The 20,896-nt window shown below is 57.8% G+C and carries 18 protein-coding genes; 13 read left to right on the forward strand and 5 right to left on the reverse strand.

Annotated elements, in window-relative coordinates; translation table 11 throughout:
• Nucleotides 1–17: 17 nt before the first annotated feature.
• The 4 genes from BUA39_RS13700 to BUA39_RS13715 all read left to right on the forward strand — a co-directional run bounded on the left by BUA39_RS13700 (nt 18) and on the right by BUA39_RS13715 (nt 4,862).
• Complete coding sequence (locus BUA39_RS13700) at nt 18–1,229, forward strand: extracellular solute-binding protein (protein WP_072793787.1); 1,212 nt, start codon at nt 18–20, stop codon at nt 1,227–1,229.
• Between the two features lie 57 nt (nt 1,230–1,286).
• The gene (locus BUA39_RS13705; RefSeq protein ID WP_072793788.1) at nt 1,287–2,210 is read left to right on the forward strand and encodes a carbohydrate ABC transporter permease; all 924 of its coding nucleotides are present in this window, start codon (nt 1,287–1,289) and stop codon (nt 2,208–2,210) included.
• A complete protein-coding gene (locus tag BUA39_RS13710; RefSeq protein ID WP_084604991.1) occupies nt 2,207–3,097 on the forward strand; it encodes a carbohydrate ABC transporter permease in 891 nt (296 codons plus the stop codon). The genes BUA39_RS13705 and BUA39_RS13710 overlap by 4 nt, the downstream gene beginning before the upstream one ends.
• 229 nt (nt 3,098–3,326) lie before the next feature.
• On the forward strand, nt 3,327–4,862 hold the full coding sequence (locus tag BUA39_RS13715; RefSeq protein ID WP_072793789.1) for a sulfatase: 1,536 nt from the start codon (nt 3,327–3,329) through the stop codon (nt 4,860–4,862).
• 2 nt (nt 4,863–4,864) lie between these two features.
• Here BUA39_RS13715 and BUA39_RS13720 read toward each other — a convergent pair whose 3' ends face one another.
• From BUA39_RS13720 to BUA39_RS13730, 3 genes are all read right to left on the reverse strand, one after another.
• Complete coding sequence (locus BUA39_RS13720; protein WP_072793790.1) at nt 4,865–5,719, reverse strand: formylglycine-generating enzyme family protein; 855 nt, start codon at nt 5,717–5,719, stop codon at nt 4,865–4,867.
• Nucleotides 5,720–5,821: 102 nt separating this feature from the next.
• Entirely contained in the window at nt 5,822–6,826 is a 1,005-nt protein-coding gene (locus BUA39_RS13725) for a transketolase family protein (protein ID WP_072793791.1), read from the reverse strand.
• Nucleotides 6,827–6,837: 11 nt separating this feature from the next.
• A complete protein-coding gene (locus BUA39_RS13730) occupies nt 6,838–7,764 on the reverse strand; it encodes a transketolase (protein WP_072793792.1) in 927 nt (308 codons plus the stop codon).
• Nucleotides 7,765–7,859: 95 nt separating this feature from the next.
• Here BUA39_RS13730 and BUA39_RS13735 point away from each other — a divergent pair, with 95 nt between their 5' ends.
• The 8 genes from BUA39_RS13735 to BUA39_RS13770 all read left to right on the forward strand — a co-directional run bounded on the left by BUA39_RS13735 (nt 7,860) and on the right by BUA39_RS13770 (nt 17,159).
• Nucleotides 7,860–10,208, forward strand: coding sequence for a molybdopterin-dependent oxidoreductase (locus tag BUA39_RS13735; protein ID WP_072793793.1), 2,349 nt, complete (start codon nt 7,860–7,862; stop codon nt 10,206–10,208).
• Nucleotides 10,205–11,713, forward strand: coding sequence for a xylulokinase (locus tag BUA39_RS13740; RefSeq protein ID WP_072793794.1), 1,509 nt, complete (start codon nt 10,205–10,207; stop codon nt 11,711–11,713). The genes BUA39_RS13735 and BUA39_RS13740 overlap by 4 nt, the downstream gene beginning before the upstream one ends.
• Nucleotides 11,710–12,771, forward strand: a complete 1,062-nt coding sequence (locus BUA39_RS13745; protein WP_072793795.1) for an alcohol dehydrogenase catalytic domain-containing protein — start codon at nt 11,710–11,712, stop codon at nt 12,769–12,771. The genes BUA39_RS13740 and BUA39_RS13745 overlap by 4 nt, the downstream gene beginning before the upstream one ends.
• On the forward strand, nt 12,764–13,429 hold the full coding sequence (locus tag BUA39_RS13750; protein ID WP_072793796.1) for a class II aldolase/adducin family protein: 666 nt from the start codon (nt 12,764–12,766) through the stop codon (nt 13,427–13,429). Before BUA39_RS13745 ends, BUA39_RS13750 begins: the two co-directional genes overlap by 8 nt.
• Before the next feature lies 1 nt (nt 13,430).
• A complete protein-coding gene (locus tag BUA39_RS13755; protein ID WP_072793797.1) occupies nt 13,431–14,393 on the forward strand; it encodes a sugar-binding transcriptional regulator in 963 nt (320 codons plus the stop codon).
• Between the two features lie 198 nt (nt 14,394–14,591).
• Nucleotides 14,592–15,626 (forward strand): ABC transporter substrate-binding protein, encoded by a 1,035-nt coding sequence (locus tag BUA39_RS13760; protein WP_072793798.1) that lies wholly within the window; start codon nt 14,592–14,594, stop codon nt 15,624–15,626.
• A gap of 1 nt (nt 15,627) precedes the next feature.
• Entirely contained in the window at nt 15,628–16,404 is a 777-nt protein-coding gene (locus BUA39_RS13765; RefSeq protein ID WP_072793799.1) for an ABC transporter permease, read from the forward strand.
• Nucleotides 16,404–17,159 (forward strand): ABC transporter ATP-binding protein, encoded by a 756-nt coding sequence (locus BUA39_RS13770; RefSeq protein ID WP_072793800.1) that lies wholly within the window; start codon nt 16,404–16,406, stop codon nt 17,157–17,159. Before BUA39_RS13765 ends, BUA39_RS13770 begins: the two co-directional genes overlap by 1 nt.
• 53 nt (nt 17,160–17,212) lie before the next feature.
• On the opposite strand, the gene BUA39_RS13775 is transcribed toward BUA39_RS13770, so the two are convergent.
• Both BUA39_RS13775 and BUA39_RS13780 read right to left on the reverse strand, forming a co-directional pair.
• Nucleotides 17,213–18,262, reverse strand: a complete 1,050-nt coding sequence (locus BUA39_RS13775; RefSeq protein WP_072793801.1) for an aldose epimerase family protein — start codon at nt 18,260–18,262, stop codon at nt 17,213–17,215.
• A gap of 76 nt (nt 18,263–18,338) precedes the next feature.
• Nucleotides 18,339–19,256: a LysR substrate-binding domain-containing protein gene (locus BUA39_RS13780; RefSeq protein WP_072793802.1), complete on the reverse strand. Its 918-nt coding sequence runs from the start codon at nt 19,254–19,256 to the stop codon at nt 18,339–18,341.
• A 130-nt stretch (nt 19,257–19,386) separates the two neighbouring features.
• On the opposite strand from BUA39_RS13780, the gene amaB reads away from it, so the two are divergent.
• Nucleotides 19,387–20,880: an L-piperidine-6-carboxylate dehydrogenase gene (gene amaB / locus BUA39_RS13785; protein ID WP_072793803.1), complete on the forward strand. Its 1,494-nt coding sequence runs from the start codon at nt 19,387–19,389 to the stop codon at nt 20,878–20,880.
• Nucleotides 20,881–20,896 lie beyond the last annotated feature (16 nt).

Genomic DNA, 20,896 nt, shown 5'->3' on the forward strand with positions numbered 1-20,896 from the left:
CCAGAGGAGGAAGGACTATGAATAAAACAACAACATGGCTCGCGGCCCTCGCCCTAAGTGCAGGCGCGGCTCAGGCGGACGATGTAACGCTGACAATGTGGCACCAGCACCCGGAATGGAAAGCAGCGACACAAGCGATCCTTGATGCGTTTGAGGCGGAAAACCCCGGCATCAAAATTGACCTCGAAGAAATCGCAGGCACCAACTATTCGGCCCGCCTAAACACTGCGCTGGCAGCTGGCGAAGCGCCTGATCTTTTTGCGCTTCCTGCAGGTCCAGAGACACTCGCAGCAGCAGAGGCCGGATATGTCGCGGAACTGACCGGTAAGGTCGATACGTCCACCCTACGTGAAGCTGCGCGCGGCGCGGTTGTGGGTGCAGACGGCAAAGTCTACGGCGTGCCGATCCTTGGGTCCTACTCGGTGGGCCTTTACTATCACCGCGACAAGTTTGCGGAACTGGGCATCGAGCCACCATCCACGCATGACGAACTGATGGCAATGTGCCGCTCTTTGAATGAACAGGGCGTCACGCCGATGGTTGTGCCAGCCTCTGACGGGATTGTACCGTCCTTCATGTATATGATGTTGACCGCATCTGTGATGGGCGCGGACGGTTTTGAGGCGCTGCGCCATGGCGAACGGTCATTTACAGACCCAGACATGGTCGAAGCGGCGAAGGCGCTGCAGGAAATGGGGCAGGAATGCTTCCAGCCGGGCGCTCTGTCGACACCCTATGTCGAAGGCAAGGCAATGGCTGCCATTGGTCGTGGTGTGATGATGCCGGGCGGGTCCGCAGACTATGTCGGCTATCTGGAAATCAACCCAAAGGCTGATTTGGGCGTCATGCCGTTCCCGGGTGTTGGTGACAACCCACCATCGACCGTGACCGGTCTGGAATATATCTTCCTGGTCAACTCAAAGTCCGAAGAACAAGACGCGGCTGTTACCTTCCTGAACTGGATGATGGGGGAAACCGCACAGCAGATGGTCGTCGACACCATCACAATGACCACTCACAACGAGGTGAACCCACAGGGCAATCGCATTCTGGATGAATTCACCAACGCGGCGAAATCCAAAGACGTGCGCGTCTGGTACGAACTGCCAGAAACCGGTGGTGTTTGGTCTGTGGTCCAGCAGAACACAGCAGCGCTGATCTTGGGTGAAATGACTCCGGAAGAGTTCGCTCAGGCGGCTCAGGACGCAGTTTCGCCGTCTGCACGCTAAGGACGACAAAATTGGGCGGCCCCTTGGGTCGCCCATTTGACGAAGAAGGACGGTGAAATGTCAGCACGCCCCGTTTCAAGCTTTTCCAAAACCTACGGCCATCTTTGGTTCGTTCTGCCCGGATTTGCATTTTTTCTGGCGGTGATGATTTTTCCGCTGCTCTTTGCAACCGGCCTGTCCATGACCAATTGGTCGGGGCTGGGCAATGATGTGTCCTTCATTGGATTGGCGAATTACGTCGAAATCCTGACCCATTGGCCCTTCTATCGCGCCGCAATGCACAATGCCTTCATCTTCTTGGCGATCTTGGTGTTTCAACACACGGTCGGGCTTTATTTAGCGGTTTTGCTGAACGAAAAACCGCGCTTCATGCAATTCTACCGGACCGTATTGTTCCTGCCTGTCATTATGTCGCTGGTGGCAACCGGCTTTGTCTGGACGCTGATGCTGTCGCCCAATATCGGTCTGATCAACCCGATGCTGGAAAAGATCGGTCTTGGCTTTCTGGCACAGCAATGGCTGTCAAACCCGACATGGGCGCTGATCATGATCATCATGGTTACGGCCTGGAACTCGATGGGCTGGGCGATCATCATCTACCTGGCTGGTTTGCAGAATGTGCCCGAGGAGTTGCGGCAAGCGGCTGAAATGGATGGCGCGAACTCGCGGCAGGTGTTCTGGCGCGTGGTCTTCCCGCAGCTGTCGCCGGCCTTTACGGCGCTGACCGTTCTGACCTTTATTGGCACATTCCGCACCTTTGATGTGGTCTATGTTCTGACAGGCCCTCTGGGCGCGCCGAATTTTGCAACCGATGTGCTTGGCACCTTGATTTACCGCACCGCCTTTGGGGGATCGTCCTTCTCTAGCGCGGACATCCGCTTTGCCTTTGGTGTGGCCATGGCGCTGCTGACCATGGTGATCATGGCGGTGATCTGCTGGGGGCTGATCCGCATCCTGCGCAAGAGAGAGATTGAATCATGAGTGAGATCACGCAGAACCTGCCACAGGACACGTCCCGAGGCCCAAAGCGCCGTCAAAGCGACTTGTCGGTGCTGGCAGGGCGCTCTGTGCGCACGGCCATTCTGGTTATTGCCACGCTCTGGGTGTTGGTGCCGCTGTTTTTCATGGTGATCGCCTCGTTCAAATCCGTGGCGGATTTCTTTATCAACCCGTTTGGGCTGCCGGACGAATGGCTGTGGTCCAACTACACGCGGGCATGGGATGAAGCCAATCTGCGCCTGACGCTACCGAACACGATCATCGTAACCTTCTGTGCGGTTTTGGGGTCGTCGCTGTTGTCGGCCATGGTGGCCTATGGCTTGTCGCGCAAAGAGAAGAAATACGCTTTGCCGCTTTATACGCTCTTTGTTTCAGGCCTGTTGGTGCCGGTGCACGCAATCATCCTGCCACTTTTCATTGTTCTGAAAGCGATTGGCTTGTTTGGTACATTGCTTGCACTGATCGTGCCTTATATCGCGATGGGGCTGCCGCTTGGGGTTCTGGTTCTGACGCCACTCGCAGCGTCCCTGCCCAAAGAGCTGATGCAAGCCGCGCGAATGGACGGGGCCAGTGAATGGCAGGTGTTCCGCCGCATTGTGCTGCCGCTTTTGAAACCGGGGCTGCTGTCCGTCGCGATTCTGAACGGCGTCTGGATGTGGAACGAATTCTTCATCCCGCTGATCCTTGCCTTCAAACCCGAAGTCCAGACCATGCCGGTTGGCATTGTGTCCTTCATCGGGTCCTATTCCACCGAATGGGGTTTGGTTTTCGCATCGGTTCTGGTGTCAACGTTGCCGGTGGTCGTCGCCTACCTTCTGATGACACGCCAGTTCCAGTCCGGACTGACCGCCGGCGCGGTCAAAGGCTAGGTCACAGTTTCACTCAAAAGGTCACGGGGGACGGGCGATCAATGGTCGCCCGTCTTTTCATTTTGGCGTAATCTCGTTGACGATTGTTTACGCGCCGGATTTGATGGCTGCCGCCACTGGCGGGCAACGCTGCCTATATGAAATTTACAATAGGCAAAAATTTTTACAATTGTAAAAATCCACATCAGCCGGTACATTACGCCAAACGCCCCTGACTTCGGAGAATGGCATGAATATCATTCTGGTCCTCGTTGACAGTCTGAACAAGGATTGTCTTAGCACCTATAACCCGAACACAGAGTGCAAGGCGCCCAATGTTCAGGCGCTTGCTGAGCGGGGCCATGTCTTTGATGATCACTATGTCGGCAGCCTGCCATGCATGCCCGCGCGGCGTGAAATCATGGCGGGGCGCAAAGAGTTCCTTTGGCGGCCATGGGGCGGGATGGAAGTCTTTGACCCGCGTATGCCCAAGGAAATTTCCAAGACTGGCATGAACACCGCTATGGTCACCGACCACTACCACTATTGGGAAGAAGAGGCGAACGGCTACATGCAGGGCTTTGGGAACCTGCAACTGGTGCGCGGGCATGAAGTCGACAGCTGGAAGATGCACGACCCAAACGCGGACGATCCGCAATGGGTCAAGAACGTGATGAAATACCGCGCGGCGGAACATATCCGGCAGTACGCGGCCAATGTGAAAGACTTCAAAGGCGAAGAAGACTATTTCGCGCCCAAGGTCTTTCAAGGGGCGATGGATTGGCTGGATGAAAACGCAGGCAAGGGCGACTTTTTCTTGCAGGTCGAATGTTTCGACGTGCACGAACCCTTCGAGGTGCCCGAACCCTATGCCAGCATGTACACCGATGGCGACAAAAACGATTTTAACATCTGGCCGCCCTATCAAGTCTATGCAGACCTAGAGCGTTTTATGGATGAAACCACGCCAGAAGAACTGGCGTTCCTGAAAGCGCAGTACATGGGCAAGGTCACCATGATGGACACTTGGCTGGGCAAGTTCATGGCCAAGCTCGACGCCATGAACCTCTGGGAAGACACGATGGTTGTCTTTACCACCGACCATGGCCATGACCTTGGCGCGCGCCGTGCTTTTGGCAAACAATTCCCGCATTACGACAGCCATGCCAATATCCCGATGATCGTCTGGCACCCCGGCAGTCCGGGCAAAGGCAGACGGGTCAAGGGACTGACGCAGACCGTAGACCTTTTCGCCACGCTGATCGATGCGGCGGGCGGCGCAATTCCCGCAAGCAATCGCCATTCGAAATCCATCTTGCCAATGATCACCGACAACGCCGACAGCCCACATGAGGCGCTGATCTATGGCACCTTTGGGCAAGGGCTGTGCGTGACCGATGGCGACTACACGCTGTTCCGCGCCCCGGTCGAAGGCAAACCCTTGTTCACCTATTCCACCGCGATCTTTCGGCCCTTGATTGTTGACAACCCGGTGGACGGGCGCGTCGGCAAACCGCCAGAGACACCGGCAGAGCAGGGGATGTTTGACCCATCGGTTGATCTGCCACTTTGGAAGACACCGATCTCAATTGATCCGCGCACCTATGATTGCTTCCTCTACAATCGCGCCGACGATCCCGGACAGGTCCATAACCTTTGGGACAGCGATCCGGCGCAGAAACAGCGTATGTTGCACTTAGCGCGCAAACTGATGGATGCCGAAGGCTATCCGGCCGAACAACTGGAACGTCTGGGCATGACAGATGCGGATTTGGCGGCGGCCTAGGCCTATCGGTCAAATGCCACGCGGAAGCCGCCGTTGGATGTGCCGTTGTCGGCCTGCCGACCGCTGCGCGCTGCGATCCGGTAGCGCCAGCAGGTTGAGGCATGACACAGGAATGATCCACCCTTAAGGACCCGTTCGTTTTCTTTCTTGGCGTGCAGGTTCCGCGCCTTGGCCTGCGCGCTTAATGATCGGACCTTGAACAGGTCCTCGCACCACTCCCAGACATTGCCCGAGAGATTGTAAAGCCCCGCAGCATTGGGCGGAAAGCTCCGGGCGGGCGCTGTACCGTAAAAGCCGTCTGCCTCGGTGTTGTGGTCGGGAAAGTTGCCTTGCCAGATATTGCAATGACGGGCGTTTTCGTCGCTTGGTTCGTCCTCGCCCCAAGGATAGCGCATCGGTTCAGGCCCGCCGCGCGCAGCATGTTCCCATTCCGCCTCAGTCGGCAGGCGGCCACCCAGCCAGGCGGCATAGGCTTTGGCATCATTCCAGGACACGTGCACCACCGGATGGTCTGCCATGTCGCCAAAATCAGACCCCGGCCCGAGTGGCGTGCGCCATGTGGCTCCGTCCACCGCGTTCCACCAGGGCAGGCCGGGAGGTTGTGGGCCGGTAGCGTCCTGTCTCAGTCCGCGAAACACAAAGGACCAGCCATAGATCTCGGCGTCGGTGACATGACCCGTTGCATCGCAGAACTGTTGGAAATCAGCGAAGGTGACCGTGGTTGCGCCAATAGCAAACGGTTTTAACGTGACCTTGCGCGCCGGGCTTTCCCCATCAGATTTGATCTCTGGTTGATCGGTTCCGATGTGGCTTTTGCCCCCGGCAAAGCTGACAATATCAAATGAAGGGTCCGGCATATCGATTGAATGGCAGTGGCGTGATCTATTGTCAAATGCTCCGGACAAATGGAAAGACCGCGCCCAGAACAGAGCGCGGTCAACCGGGGAGGTCTCAGATGATCAGAGCGCTTCGGCCTTGACCAGAGAGTGCACGTCTTCGACGCGCGCTGTATCGAGATCGTCTTCTGTGATCCCGAATTCCTGACCCATCAGGTCCTCGATCCCACGCACCATCGCCGTGGCATCCAACCCGTAGTAGCGCATCAGGTAGGCCCGTGAGCCACCATGCGCGTAGGTGTCTTTCAACCCAAGACGCACGAGCCGCTTGCCAACACCGGCGTCGGCCATGGTTTCTGCCACAAGTGAGCCGATGCCGCCTTCGGTCACGTGGTTTTCAAGCGTGACAACACCGTGCTTTACCGAAGAGATGTGATCAAGCAACGCTTTGGAATCAAACGGTTTGATTGTGTGCAGGTGCAGGTGGCGGATCGAAAGCCCCGCCTTTTGCAGCGCCGACCGGGCGCGCATGGCTTCTTCGGTGCAGATGCCGGATGTGACGACCAGAATGTCATCGCCCGACGATAGCTCGCGCATTTCGCCGACCTTGATCGGCGTATCAAACAGACGGGGCACGGAGCCGCGAAGAACCCGGCACCAGACCGGACCATCGATGCTATCGGCGGCTTCGCAGATACTTTCCACCTCGGTCGCGTCGCCCGTTTCCAGAATGGTCATGTTCGGAATTGACCGCATGACCGAGATATCTTCGATCGCTTGGTGGGTCATGCCGCCGGGGGTCGTGACGCCGGGCAGAAAACCCATCAGCCGCACCTTGCGGCGTGGGTAGGCAATCGAGGCCATCAGCTGATCATAGGGGCGGCGATACATAAAGACGCCGAATGTATGAATGAAAGGCCGGAAGCCTGCGAGGCCCAGACCTCCGGCGAAGCTTAGCATGTTCTGTTCTGCCATACCCATCGACAGAAACTGGTCGGGGTGACGATCACGAAAGCCGTCTATCTCGCAAGAAGATGTCAGGTCCGCGCTGAGGCAAAGGATGTCCTTGTTGCCTGCGGCGTATTTCTCGAAGGCCGAGGCGTAGGGGCGGGATACCATTTCAACCATGTCTCGGCTCCTTAATGTGCGTAATCGATTGGATCGACGCCAAGGTCTTTGGCAATCGACGTATTCATGCGGGCGCGTTCATCTTCGGATTTGAAACGCACGTAATGCAGGCGGGGGAACCGTTCCTCGAGGATCGACATGCTGTGGAACGGGTTGGTCCGTGCGAGGATGATCAGGGGCTTGCCGTCGTGCTTTTCCTTGACCGCATCACGCATGGCGTTGATGTCGTGGCCGTCGATCTCGATACAAGCGGCACCAAAGTTTTCGAACTTGGTCTTGATGTCGCCAACTTCCATGACGCTGTCCATCGCGCCGTCACATTGCTGGTCGTTCACATCCATGATGGCATATAGGTTGTCGATGCCGTGGAAGGCGGCGGCTTGAACAGCCTCCCAGGTCTGGCCTTCCTGCACTTCGCCGTCTGACATAAAGACCCATGTGCGTCCCGGTTCGCCACGCAGTTTGCGGCCATAGGCCAGTCCTGCACCAGTCGAAAGGCCAATGCCAAGCGTGCCGTTGTGCACCTCCATGCCGGGGCTGTGTTCTGCGCCGATCATTTCGACGCTGGAGCCATCCTTGTTGAACATCTCCAGCCCTTCAGGGGCCATGCGGCCAACTTCGATCAGCGTGGCATAGGCCACAAGTGCGTAATGGGCCGGGGCGATGAACAGGCGGTCAAATTCTGGGGCAGCGGGGCCATTATAGCCTGCGCCCGTGTGGTAGTCTGGGTTGCTCGGCGATGGGACGCCCGCAAAATCCTTGGGGATCATAGGAAGGGTCGGCGCGCCGAGGTTGAGCTCTTCATTATAAAGCCAAGCCAGTTGTTCGCCCGCGGAACACGCCTGCGAGAGATACCCGCCGTTGTTCCGCATGGAATGTTCAAAGACACGGCGGCGGATGCCGAGGGCGACCTCTTCAGTCGTCTTTTCGTTGCGCATTGCGCGACCTCCTATTCAAAAAACGAGGATTTCGATATTGTCCATTTGGGTAACATATGACATACTATTTTACAAATGTAAAAGTGAGTTGTCGAATGACATCGAATAAATCACCTGTCAAATCGCCGAAAACAGTGGCGCATTGGGGTGGCTATGAAATCAAAGACAGCCCTGTTGGCACCGTGCTGGTGCCAAACGCGGCGGATGACTCGCCCTCGGTCATCGGGCGAGGTTGGGTGTCTGCGATGCAAGACAAAAAGGCGCGAATCCTGCGCCCTGCGGTCCGCTGGGGCTGGCTTCGGGGTGATGGCGGCGCTGCGCGCAACGATGATGCCTATGTCGAGGTCCCTTGGGACGAAGCGCTGGACATCACGGCATCAGAGCTTGCGCGTGTGCGCGATCTTTATGGCAATCAGGCGATCTTTGGCGGCTCTTATGGCTGGGCAAGCGCGGGACGCTTTCATCACTGCCATTCGCAACTGCGGCGGTTTCTGAACCTTGCCGGAGGGTATGTTGGCCAGAAAGACACCTATTCCCATGCGGCGGCTGAGGTGCTGTTTCCCTTTATCACCGGCCTGTCCAACAAGCAGATCGAAGAAGGCGCTACCAGTTGGCCGCTGATCGCGGACCATTGCACCTTGATGCTGGCATTCGGAGGGGTCTCCGGGCGCACGGCGCAGATTGCCTCTGGCGGGACCTGGGCGCATGAAGTGGACAGTTGGGTTGAGCGCGCTGCGCAAAACGGAATGCAGACCGTTAATATTTCGCCGCTGAAAAGCGACTATTTGCCCGGTGCAAACCCGATGTGGCTATCGATTCGGCCCGGCACCGATGTAGCCCTGATGATGGCATTGACCTATGAGATCATGGCGGCCGGAGAACATGACCAAGCTTTTCTGGATCGCTACACCACGGGCAGCGCGGAGTATCAACGCTATCTAAAGGGCGATCAGGACGGGGTCGCCAAAACCGCCGACTGGGCCGCGCAAATATGTGACATCGCCGCCGATGATATCAGGGCGCTGGCCCGTCGCCTGCCCAAAGAACGGGTCATGATCTCGGTCGCATGGGGTGTGCAGCGTGCCGATCATGGCGAGCAACCCATCTGGGCGGCATTGGCGCTGGCGTGTTTCCTTGGCCAGATTGGCCTGCCGGGACAGGGCTTTGGCTTTGGCTACGGCTCGACCGCGCCGCCGGGGCGCCCAAAGCGATTTATCAGTTGGCCATCGGTGCCACAGGGGCGCAACCCTGTTTCAGATCAGATCCCGGTTTCACGTGTGGCCGACATGCTGCTGTCACCCGGGGCGGCCTATTCATATGACGGTGGGCAATGGATCTATCCCGATATCAAGCTGATCTACTGGGGTGGTGGAAACCCGTTTCACCATCACCAAGACCTGAATCGACTAGAAAAGGCGTGGCAGCTGCCCGAAACCGTGATCGTTCAGGATCACAGCTGGACCGCCACGGCGCGGCGCGCGGATATCGTGCTGCCCGCAACTTCGGCGCTTGAACGGGAAGATCTGTTTCTCAACAGGCGTGATCCCAATCTGATCCTGATGCAGAAGGTGATGGAGCCAATGGGCGATGCGCGCAGTGATCATGAAATTTTCAAAGGCCTGGCAGCGCGACTTGGCATAGAAGAGGCCTTTACCGAAGGCCGTGACGAAGCGGGCTGGAAGGCTTGGCTTTGGGCAGGCTGCCAAGAGGTCGCCAAGGAGGCGGGATTTGATCTTCCCGATTATGAAACGTTCCGCGAGATAGGCCATTTGACCATTCCGGAAGAGGACCAGACACGCATTCTGTTTTCTGATTTCATTGCCGATCCCAAGGCCAACGCGTTGCCCACACCGAGCGGCAAGATAGAGTTGTATTGCCAGAGGATTGCCGATCTTTCTCTGACTGATTGTCCGGGTCATCCGGTTTGGCTCCCCCCGGCAGAGTGGTTGGGTGCCGCAAACACGGGACAATTGCATCTGGTGTCGAACCAACCGACAGCGCGGCTGCACAGCCAGTTGGACAACGGGGCTGAAAGCCAGTCCCGGAAGGTGCAGGGACGGGAGGTCTGTACCTTGCATCCTGAAACCGCAGCGCAATTTGGGCTGCAAACCGGCGACGTTGCGCGATTGTTCAACGCACGGGGGAGCTGCCTCGCTGCGGTGCACTGTGATGCCGGTATGCGACCTGACGTGATTGTTTTGCCAACCGGTGCGTGGCTGGATTTGCAGGATACGCCCCATGGGCGGATCGATGTGCACGGCAACCCAAATGTTCTGACCATCGACAAGGGCACCTCGGGGCTGGCGCAGGGCAATATCGCGCATACCACTTTGGTCAATGTTGAAAAATGGACGGACCCGCTGCCGCCCATCCGGGTGTTTGAACCGCCGCGCATGGTCGCGCGCGACGAACATCCTTCAGATCCACAAGGAGACGCCGCATGACGCCACTTTGGCTGGGAATCGATGTGGGCACGACTGCCATCAAGGCTGCGGTCTATCAAAGTGATGGCACGCAGATCAGTCATGGCGAGTGCCCCAGCCGCGTGTCAACGCCGCGCCCCGGACATTCCGAACAGAATATGTCTGATGTCTGGGACGGGGTCTGTACCGCGCTGAAGAAAGCCGTTGCATCGGTAGACGTGTCGCAGATTCAAAGCCTTGGTGTGGCCGCACAGGGCGATGGCCTCTGGGCGCTTGACGCAGACGGGGCGCCGGTCGGTCCGGCGCTCTTGTGGAATGACACCCGCGCGGCGCGTGTCCTGTCTGATCTTGACGATGCTGCCTTGGGTACGATTGCAAAAGCCTGCCGCACGGCGCTTTGGCCAGGCACGCTGGGGCCGCTGTATCGCTGGATGCGCGATCGTGAACCAGAGCGCGCCGCACGTGTGTCCCATGTCATGCATTGCGCGGGTTGGGTCGGCTATTGCCTAACCGGCAAAATGGCGGTCGATTTCTCGGATGCGTCGATCCCGTTTCTTGACCTCGGCACCGGGCATTATTCAGACGCCGCCCTTGCGGCGCTGGGCGTGCCAGAATTGCATTCGGCACTTTTGCCGCCGCAATCAGCGGAAAGCCAATTGGGAACACTCAGTGCTAAAGCAGCGGCGGCCACCGGGTTGCCAGAGGGGTTGCCGGTTTCGGTTGGGACATTGGACCTGTCGGCTATGATTGTCGGCATGGGCATGGATCAGCCCGGCGACACGATGATGATCCTTGGCACGACAGCGGTTGTAAACATACTGCGCGACGCCATTGATCCGAGCGAAACGCCTGTTGGGGCCTCGGCCTACCACGCGAACGGGCGCACGCTAACGCGCATTCTTGCCCCCACAACCGGGGCCGCGGCCTTTGACTGGTTCTGCGCCTTGCATCCGCAAACGCTGGGCGGAGAAACACCTGCCGAAATCGCCGGGAAGCTGAACGCGCTGGCGCAAGAGGTGCCTGCCGGGGCCAATGGCGTGACCTTCCTGCCGCATCTGAACGGCGAGCGCGCGCCTTTTGTCGCGCCCGAAGCTACAGGGGCTTTCTTTGGCCTGCGCAGCACCAGCACCAAGGCTGATATGGGTCGTGCCGTGATGGAAGGTGCCGCGTTTAGCTTGCGCGATTGTTACCTGTCTGAATGTGGCACTTTGCCGGATACACCGATCCGCCTGACCGGGGGAGGGGCAAAAAACGCGCTTTGGTGCCAGATCATCGCGGATGTCATGCAAACCCGAATTGAGGTCAGCGCGGCCTCTGATCACGGGCTATGGGGCGCGGCGTGCCTAGGTGCGGCGGCTAACGGAAAAGGCGTCGCCAGCTCTCTGGCCGCGCGCGAAGAAACCAGCCTGATCTATGATCCTGATCCGGCAGATAGGCCGGCATATGACGCGGCTTTCGCCCGTTACAAATCCCTCTCACACGCGGCGCAGGCGCTCTGGGCCGAAACTTCCAAGGAAACCTCATGACCAAGATGATGAAAGCAGCCGTGTATCACGCGCTGGATGATATCCGCCTCGAAGACCGGCCTGTGCCGGACATTGGGCCAGATGAAATTCTGCTCAAGACCTTGGCCTGTGGCCTTTGTGGCGGCGAAACCATGGCCTGGTACAAAAAGTCCGACCCCAAAGTTCTGGGCCATGAGCCGATTGGTGAGGTTGTCGAGGTTGGCGCAGATGTGACCGACTATAAGATTGGCGACCGGCTGTTCATCAATCACCACGTGGGACGTGTCGACAGCCATCTGTCGCGGCGTGGGCATTTCACCCGCGACCCGTTTTATGCGTCGATGAAGCTCGATCCGGGTGGGGTCTGTGAATATTATCGCGTGACCGCGCAGCATTTGCGGATGGATGCGCATAAAGTGCCTGACAATGTCTCTACCGAGGCGGCTGTCACCATTGAACCATGGTCCTGTGTGCTATCAGGCCTGAAGGTTTGTAACATCCAACCAGGCGATACCGTTGCTGTCGTTGGGGCCGGGTTCATGGGGCAGGGGTTTGTGCACCTCGCGCCGCTGTTTGGGGCTGGCAAGGTGATTGCGCTGGATTTCTCGAACTGGCGGCTTGAGAAGGCCAAGTTCTTTGGGGCGACCCACACGATCAACCCAAAAACCGAAGACGCGGTCGAGGCACTGCGGGCGATAAATAACGGGCGCTTGGCGGATACAGTCATTGTGATCGCACCGTTCCCGCAGGCTTGGGCGGATGCTGAAAAGCTGGTCGAGGTCGGTGGCACATTGCATCTGGGAGCGCCGCTGGCACCCGGCACGGATTGGGTGCGCGAAGGCAGTCGGGCGTACTTTGATCAGATCACCATCACCTCGCGCTACAGTTCCGATCACACGGACACCTATAGTTACATTCGCCTGCTTGAAGCGGGGCGGATCAAGGCGGATGAGGCGATCTCGCACCGGTTTGAGATCGAAGACAGCGCTGAGGCGTTTGAGATGCTGCGACTGGCAGAGAAGTCTCTGAAAATTGTGGTCTATCCGCATGGTATTCCGGAGGACAAAAAAGATGCTTAATGCACTGAAAGAAGAGGTTTGCGAGCAAAACCATGAGTTGCCAGCAAACGGGCTGGTCGTGGGGTCAGGCGGCAATGTGTCTGGACGCGATCCTGAAACCGGGTTGATTGTCATCAAGCCTTCGGGCGTGAAATTTAAGAAACTGACGCCTGACACGATGGTGGTCGTGGATATCGACGGCAATGTCATTGAGGGCGACAAGAAACCGTCGGTTGATACCGGGGTGCATCTTTATATCTACAAGAACCGCCCGGATGTCTTTGGCATCACACATACGCATTCGCCTTATGCAACGTCCTTCGCGGCGCGCGGCGAGCGTATTCCGGCGGTGCTGACACCAATCACCCATATTCTTGGCCGGGACGTGCCGTGCTCGCGCTACGCCACGCCGGGCGAGGTTGATACCGGGCAGGCCGTGATCGAGGCGGCAGATGGCGGATATGCGGCGCTGGTTCAGGCGCATGGGGTCTTTACGATGGGCAAATCCGCGACCGAGGCGACATCCATTGCAATGTACCTCGAAGAGGCGGCGATGACGACACATTTGGCGATGTGCCGTGGTCCAGTCGAGGAACTGCCCCAAGAAGAGATCGACCGTTGCTTTCAGTGGTTCCGCAAGAACTATGGTCAAGGGGGGCAGAAGAAAGTAAACGCATAGTATGGCTCGTAACGATCAAAACCGACAAAAAGACAAAGATGCGCAACTCGCCAATGTCGCCTTGCTGTACTACGGCGAGGGGCTGACACAAAGCGAGATCGCCAAACGGATCGGCGTGTCGCGCCCAACCGTCGTCAACATGTTGAAAGACTGCCGGGATAGGGGGATCGTTGAGATCAGGGTCGGTGGCGACGTCTTGTCTGGGTCGAACTTGTCTCGTCAACTGTGTGAAAGATTTGGTCTGCAGGATGCCTATGTTGCGCAGGTGAGCGGCAGCAAGTCACGGGCTGACATGCTGACCCAAGTCGCAAGAGTTGGTGCAATGGCCGTTGGCGATGTTGTACGGTCGGGCGACCTCGTTGGTGTGGCGTGGGGTGAGACCATAAAGGCGGTGTCCCTTGCGATGCCGCAGTGCGAGTTTCAGGACGTCACGGTCTGTCAGATGATCGGTTCGATGGTGTCTGACCGGGTGCCTACGTCCGAAGATTGTTCCATCCGCATCGCAAATTCGCTGAACGGAGAATGCTACACGCTGCACGCGCCAGCGGTCTTATCTACGGCAGAGCTGGCCCATCAGTTGCGCCAAGAACCAACGATTGCGGCGCAACTGAAGCGTTTGCAGAACTTGGATGTAGCTGTGTTTTCCGTCGGCAATACGGAAATGGACACACATCTTGTGGCTGCCGGAATCGCGGATGAAATGGAACTGCTGGCAGCGCTGCGCAGTGGGGCTAAGGGCATCGTGTGTGGACGCTATGTCAGTTTTGCTGGAAGGGGCATGGATTTGCCACCCGAAGACCGGTTGATCGCGATAGAGTTGGAACATCTGCGTCAGGCGCACCGAAAACTGCTGATCGCAACGGGCGCCGACCGCGTAGACGCCGTGCGGGCCGCATTGGCTGGCGATCTTGTGACCCATCTCTGCGTCGACGATGCCATGGCCGAGGCCCTTCTGGGACAATAGCTGCCAAACACCGGTAAATTGTGTCGCGTGGCTCCTTTGGGCCATCGCATCTCTGCGCCATTGGCACGTGCGACCGCTTGCTGTTTGAACCTTTCTTATGACAAAACATTTGACAAATGTAAAAGTAAGGCGCTAACCTGCCTGCAACTCTGAAGGGGACAGAGCACATTGGACAGATAAATCCATAGGGAGGATACAATGTCGAATTCCAAGGTAAGTTACATCTCGCGCCGTGGCGTGTTGAAAGGTGGCGTCGCGGCTGGTGCTGCGTTGGCAGCACCGACGTTTTTTGTGGGCAAAGCCCACGCCGCCACAGAGAAGCTGAAAATCGGGATTATTCCGGCCTACTCCTTCGGGATTTACTGGCTGATACAGGATCAGGGCTTTGCGCCCGGCGTTGAAATGGAGTTCAGCGTGTTCCCATCCGGACCACCGGCAATCGAAGCCATGGTGGGCGGCTCGGTGGATGCAATCACTGTTGGATCAGTGCCACCGCTTGCGGCGATGGCGCGCAAGGTGGCCGACTTCCGTGAGATTTCGATCTGCGGCGATGCATCGGGCCTGTTTACCATCGTTGGTCAGCCGGGGCTCGAAAAGCTCGAAGATCTGGAAGGCAAACGGATCGCCGTGACCTCTGGGTCGAACTTCGACTTCTTCCTTGGTGTCGCGCTTGAGCAGGCCGGTCTTTCCGACATGCCACACAAGCGTATCAATATGGAGCCGATTGATGCACAGGCCGCTCTAATTGCGGGCGCTGTGGATGCCACGGTTCCATTGGCCACTTCCCGTCAGTTGATCTTTGACAAACTCCCTGGCGCAAGCATGCTGGCGGAAGGGGCCGCAATGCCGATTGATGCCCGCCCGTCGATCATGGACGTCTTCATGACGACGCAGCAGACCATGGACGCCAAGGAAGAAGCCATGACTGAAATCGTTGCAGCCTTCCATCGCGATGGCGTTGGCATGTTGCGCGAAGATAATGACGCCGTGGTGCAGCGCATGATCGCGTGGCAAGAAAGCGTCGGCCGAGCCGGTGTCACCGCAGGTGAGGTCGCGCCACTGTTGAATGGCTACTTCTATTTCGACACGGACGAGATCAAAGATGTCTACGCTAGGGGTGTTCTGAACAAGGCTTTGCAAGTGCAGTCAGAGTTCCTTGTCGCCAATGATCGTATCCCTGCGGTGCCGGATCTGGACGCGCTGGTCAGCGATCAAATCGTAAGCAAACTCTAAAATGAATGTGTTGGACACATTGACCTCAAGACGCCTTTGGTTAGGCGTCTTGTCGGTCGCGGTCTGTTTTGCCGCCTATATCTGGGTGACAAACAGGCCAGACAATAACCCGGCGCTGTTGCCGCCGATTTCAGATATCGTCAAATCCTTCTTCGTAAATATTGAATCCGGCAGCCTTCATACCGCGCTCGGCGCGAGCCTGTTCCGTATTTTCATGGGGTTCTTCATCGGCACGACAATGGCGCTGATCGTTGGTTGTCTTGTCGGGTGGTATAAGACGATTGAATTCCTTGTCGATCCGCTGATCGAAGCGCTGCGTCCGATCCCGCCGCTGGCCTATATTCCGATCATTATCATCTGGTTCGGGATTGAAGAATTCAGTCGGGTTTTGATCATATCAATCGCCTGTTTCATGGTTTGCGTGGTCAATGTGATCGCGGGGATGAAAAACGTTCCGCAGGTCTATGTCGATGCGGCCTCAACCATGGGTGCAAGCCGCTTCCAAGTGTTCCGCACCGTGGCAGTGCCTGCGGCGACGCCTTTCATTATCACAGGGTATCGCATTGCGCTGGGCGCAGCTTGGACGACGTTGGTTGCTTCTGAATTGCTGGCAGCACAGAACGGCCTTGGATTCCTTCTGCAAGAGGGCCGGCGGTATTTCCTGACCGATCAGGTTATGATGGTGATCGTGATCATTGGGGCCTGTGCCTTCCTGATGGACCGGGCATTCCGCCGCATCCAAGCCTATCTCATGCAATGGTCGGAGGCGCGTGAATAATGCCAGAGATCAAGACAAACAACCTGACCCATACCTTTGGCAAAGGTGGTGAAAACGCTCTGACGGTGCTTGAAGATATCGACCTCACGTTTGAGTCCGGCAGTTTCAACTCCATCATCGGAACCTCTGGGTGCGGGAAGTCGACCCTGCTGAAGATGATGGCGGGGCTGTTTGACCCATCGGACGGCGCGATGACGCTGGATGGCACCGTCATTCACGGTACGGATCGCCGTCGTGGTATGGTTTTTCAGCAAGACGCGGTGTTTCCATGGATGACCGTGGCAAAGAACATCTCTTACGGACCGCGTCTGCGTGGGGCCTCTAAGGCGCAACAAGCAGAGATCGAAGCCAAGTGGACCGAAATGGTTGGCTTGAAAGGGTTCGAAGATCGCTGGCCGAGGGAGTTGTCAGGCGGGATGCGGAAACGTGTCGACATCGGGCGCGTGTATGCCAACGATCCTGACGTCCTTTTGATGGATGAACCGTTTGGGGCATTGGATGCGCAGACCAAAGAGCGCATGCAATCTGATCTTTTGCAGACGTGGAACCAGACGAAAAAAACCGTGATCTTCGTGACCCACGACATCGAAGAAGCGATCTTTCTGTCGGATAAGATTGTTGTTCTGTCGTCGCGGCCGGGCCGGGTGCATCACATTGAAGAGGTGAGCCTGCCTCGTCCACGCACAGACGACATGCGCCTGACCGAAGAGTTCCTGGAAATCAAGCGACGTCTTTGGGCGATGTTGGATCACTAGCCCCAGTAAACGCCGGCAAAACAAAGGGTAAAGGCGCGGTTTCGCGCCTTTTTTCATGCGTCTTCGAGCTGTAGAACCTCCAGCCTCAGAACCTGCCGATACGGCGCGTCGGGCGTCGCCATCACCGAGGGGAATGCGGCAATATTGACCGCATTGGGATGGCCCTGTGGCTCGACACACAGTCCGGCGCCCCGGCCATAGGTCTGTCCGTTCAGGCCGCCGGGGACGCTGTCCAGCCCATGGGCCGTATAGATTTGCGCGCCCAATTGGTCAGAAAACACCCGCAGGCCCAAACCATTCGGCGCGCGCATTTCTGCCACGGTAGGTAGGTCGTCAGCTTCTAGCGCGTTGGCGTCAAAAACAAAGTGTCCGTCTAAGCCGGTCTCTTTAAACGCAGCCATACTTTGGCCTGCGCGAAAATCCTCAATGCTGCCGGTGGTATCGACGATATTGCCCGTTGAGACGCCGATGTCGCTTTGCTCTAGCACCTGATGGCTTGGCATTTTCAACCTGTAATCCCAGATATCTGCCGTGCCGCCGAAGTTATAATAGTTGTGCTGCGCAAGGCTGATCGGGGTGGGGCGGTCAACGGTGGCGCTCATGTCATAGGCCAGGCTTTTCTCGGTCAAGGTCACGACCACTTTGACGTCGACACAGCCCGGAAAGCCGCCTTCGCCGTCTTCAGAGCGATACGTCAGTTCTGCGCGATCCTCGGCGGTTTTGCTGAGGGACCAATAAACACTGCCCAGCCCGTTTGGCCCGCCGTGCAAGGTGGTTGCGCCTTCGTTTGTCGCAAGCTTGGCAATGGTTCCATCTGGCAGCGCGAACCGCCCGCCACCGATGCGATTTGAGACGCGGCCAACAATGGCACCGAAATAGTAGGGCGAGCGTGGATAGTCGTTCAGGTCCTGATAGCCGAGGATCATGGGGGTCGCGGTGCCGTCAACGTCTATGCGCCAGTCCGCAGTAATGGCACCGTAGTTGATCAGTGTCACATGTGCTCCGTCGCAGCTTAGGGTCACAGAGGTCAGTTCGGTCACATTGATATCCTTTTGGAAGGCGGCAGGAGGGCTTGCGCGGGCGATGGGGGCGGACCACCACATTACCCCTCGTAGCCCAAAATGGCGGGGCAGAGCAATTCAGCGCACGTGCCAAAATTGCTGGGCTCGTTCCCGTTATCTAACCCTGCTGTCGCTTGAGCGGTGTGCTGACTTGTTTGCGCAGCCAGTCGCCAAAGTCCTTGGCCAAGGCATTGCGTAGTCCAGAGGGGCGGGCGATGTAATAGGCGTCGGTCGTGTCGATCTGGACCGGTGCCAGTTTCACCAACGCGCCACTGCGCAACTCGTCCTCGATCAGGTAGGTCGGCAGGATCGCCGCACCCATCCCGGCCACAGCGGCTGAGATGATCAGTGATATCTGGTCAAAGTAGCTCCCTGTGCGCAGGGGCTGCGGGTCAGGTCCAAGCGGGGCTAAGAAGTCAGGCCAAAGACCGGTGCGGTTGGCATTGTGCAAAAGTGGCAGGTCAAGGCAGACCTCGGCGCTGAGCGGGCTGCCCTTTGGGATCAATGAGGGCGCGGCCACGGCGACCAGGTTTTCAGGGCAAAGCGGCGTGATCGCAGCACCGGGCCAGTTGCCTTGGCCAAAATGAATGGCGACGTCCACTTTTTCGGTCAGGAGATCAAAGGGTTCTGATCGGCTGAGTACATAAAGTTCTAAGGCTGGGCGTGTTGCTTTGAACGCCTTCAGGCGCGGCACCAGCCAGCGGGCGGCGAATGTCGGTGGGGCGGCGATGGTTAGAACTTCGCGGTCTGCTCCACCGGCGATGGCACGGGTGATGGTGGCGCGCAGGGCGTCAAGGTCGGCTCCGACTTGTTGTGCCAGCAGTCGGCCCGCTTGGCTCAGGCGCACGCCGCGCCCCTCGCGTAGAAAGAGCGCAGAGCCAACGTGGTTCTCCAACTCCTTCACCTGACGGCTCAACGCGCCTTGGGTCATCCCCAGTTCCTGCGCAGCGTCCGTAAAGCTTTCGTGCCGGGCTGCAGCTTCGAAGCAGCGCAGGACCGAGATGCTGGGCAAAGGTGTGTTTAGAGGTTTGTGCATGGGTTTGAATGCCTTTTATGCATCGAAAATTGCATAAGTTATGCCTTTTTGTCCAGTGTCGGCGCGTTTAGTCTGAAACCAATGCCCATGCAACGCTATGCCGAGCGTTGCCCTAGCCTAGGAGCCCTCAATGTCACACGCCGATGTTCTGAAAAATCTGGGATTTACGGATGCCGAGCTTACGGGAGGAACGCTTGCTGTGCGTTCTCCGATTGATGGGGCAGAGGTCGCGCAGGTTCGGGAAACTACGGTGGATGAGATGACAGCGGTCATTGCGAATGCGCAGGCCGCATTTCGTGCTTGGCGGACGGTGCCAGCTCCGCGTCGCGGCGAACTGGTACGTTTGTTGGGGGAGGAACTGCGCGCCTCGAAAGAAGACCTCGCGGCATTGGTGACATTGGAGGCAGGTAAGATTGTTTCTGAGGGTCTTGGTGAAGTGCAGGAGATGATTGATATCTGCGACTTTGCCGTCGGGATCAGTCGTCAATTGTACGGGCTGACCATCGCCTCTGAACGTCCCGGGCATACGATGACGGAGACCTGGCACCCGATGGGGCCATGCGGCGTGATTTCTGCGTTCAACTTCCCGGTCGCGGTCTGGTCCTGGAACGCAGCACTTGCGCTTGTTTGCGGCAACCCAGTGATCTGGAAACCGTCCGAGAAAACACCGCTGACAGCACTCGCCTGCCAGAAAATCATGGAGCGCGCTTTGGTACGGTTTGGCGATGCCCCCGCGCATCTGTCGCAGGTTGTGATTGGCGGCGCAGAGATTGGCGACGCCCTGGTGCAAAGCAAAGATGTTCCGGTTCTGTCGGCCACCGGGTCCACCCGCATGGGGTCCATCGTTGGCCCGCGCGTTGCGGCACGTTGGGGCCGGTCGATTCTGGAACTTGGCGGCAACAACGCGATGATCGTCGCGCCTTCTGCGGATCTGGAGATGGCGGTGCGTGCGATTGTCTTTTCGGCGGTGGGCACAGCAGGGCAGCGTTGCACCAGCCTACGTCGCCTGATTGTGCACAATTCGGTGCGTGACGATCTGGTGGGTCGCCTGAAAAAGGCCTACGCCAGCCTACCTGTCGGCGACCCGCGCGATGCTGCGACATTGATCGGGCCACTGGTCGATCAAGCCTCTGGTGAAGCCATGCAATCGGCCCTTGCGCAAGCCAAGGAACAGGGCGGGGCGGTCTTTGGCGGTGCCCCGGCAGAAGGCCCAAAAGGCGGCGTCTATGTGCAGCCTGCCTTGGTGGAAATGCCGGGTCAAAGCGCAATTGTGAAACACGAAACCTTTGCGCCAATCCTTTATGTGATGAGTTACGACACTTTGGACGAAGCCATCGCGATGCAAAACGACGTGCCGCAGGGGCTGTCATCTTGCATCTTCACGCTTGATCTGCGCGAGGCCAATCAGTTCCTGTCGGCAGCCGGGTCTGATTGCGGTATTGCCAATGTGAATATCGGCCCGTCCGGGGCAGAGATCGGCGGGGCGTTCGGCGGAGAGAAAGAAACCGGTGGCGGACGCGAAAGCGGGGCTGACGCGTGGAAAGGCTATATGCGCCGTCAGACCTCGACCGTGAATTTCTCTGCGGAATTGCCCTTGGCGCAGGGTGTGAAATTCGACATCTGATGTCTTGCGGGCGTTG

Source organism: Cognatishimia maritima, assembly GCF_900129685.1.
Lineage (GTDB): Bacteria > Pseudomonadota > Alphaproteobacteria > Rhodobacterales > Rhodobacteraceae > Cognatishimia > Cognatishimia maritima.

What these genes read in the sequence shown, in the direction of transcription:
- BUA39_RS13765 (WP_072793799.1), top strand. Translation starts at nt 15,628, where the DNA reads ATGAATGTGTTGGACACATTGACCTCAAGACGCCTTTGGTTAGGCGTC.
- BUA39_RS13740 (WP_072793794.1), top strand. Translation starts at nt 10,205, where the DNA reads ATGACGCCACTTTGGCTGGGAATCGATGTGGGCACGACTGCCATCAAG.
- BUA39_RS13720 (WP_072793790.1), bottom strand. Translation starts at nt 5,719, where the DNA reads ATGCCGGACCCTTCATTTGATATTGTCAGCTTTGCCGGGGGCAAAAGC.
- BUA39_RS13715 (WP_072793789.1), top strand. Translation starts at nt 3,327, where the DNA reads ATGAATATCATTCTGGTCCTCGTTGACAGTCTGAACAAGGATTGTCTT.
- BUA39_RS13755 (WP_072793797.1), top strand. Translation starts at nt 13,431, where the DNA reads ATGGCTCGTAACGATCAAAACCGACAAAAAGACAAAGATGCGCAACTC.
- BUA39_RS13750 (WP_072793796.1), top strand. Translation starts at nt 12,764, where the DNA reads ATGCTTAATGCACTGAAAGAAGAGGTTTGCGAGCAAAACCATGAGTTG.
- BUA39_RS13770 (WP_072793800.1), top strand. Translation starts at nt 16,404, where the DNA reads ATGCCAGAGATCAAGACAAACAACCTGACCCATACCTTTGGCAAAGGT.
- BUA39_RS13735 (WP_072793793.1), top strand. Translation starts at nt 7,860, where the DNA reads ATGACATCGAATAAATCACCTGTCAAATCGCCGAAAACAGTGGCGCAT.
- amaB (WP_072793803.1), top strand. Translation starts at nt 19,387, where the DNA reads ATGTCACACGCCGATGTTCTGAAAAATCTGGGATTTACGGATGCCGAG.
- BUA39_RS13780 (WP_072793802.1), bottom strand. Translation starts at nt 19,256, where the DNA reads ATGCACAAACCTCTAAACACACCTTTGCCCAGCATCTCGGTCCTGCGC.
- BUA39_RS13725 (WP_072793791.1), bottom strand. Translation starts at nt 6,826, where the DNA reads ATGGTTGAAATGGTATCCCGCCCCTACGCCTCGGCCTTCGAGAAATAC.
- BUA39_RS13705 (WP_072793788.1), top strand. Translation starts at nt 1,287, where the DNA reads ATGTCAGCACGCCCCGTTTCAAGCTTTTCCAAAACCTACGGCCATCTT.
- BUA39_RS13745 (WP_072793795.1), top strand. Translation starts at nt 11,710, where the DNA reads ATGACCAAGATGATGAAAGCAGCCGTGTATCACGCGCTGGATGATATC.
- BUA39_RS13775 (WP_072793801.1), bottom strand. Translation starts at nt 18,262, where the DNA reads ATGTGGTGGTCCGCCCCCATCGCCCGCGCAAGCCCTCCTGCCGCCTTC.
- BUA39_RS13760 (WP_072793798.1), top strand. Translation starts at nt 14,592, where the DNA reads ATGTCGAATTCCAAGGTAAGTTACATCTCGCGCCGTGGCGTGTTGAAA.
- BUA39_RS13700 (WP_072793787.1), top strand. Translation starts at nt 18, where the DNA reads ATGAATAAAACAACAACATGGCTCGCGGCCCTCGCCCTAAGTGCAGGC.
- BUA39_RS13730 (WP_072793792.1), bottom strand. Translation starts at nt 7,764, where the DNA reads ATGCGCAACGAAAAGACGACTGAAGAGGTCGCCCTCGGCATCCGCCGC.
- BUA39_RS13710 (WP_084604991.1), top strand. Translation starts at nt 2,207, where the DNA reads ATGAGTGAGATCACGCAGAACCTGCCACAGGACACGTCCCGAGGCCCA.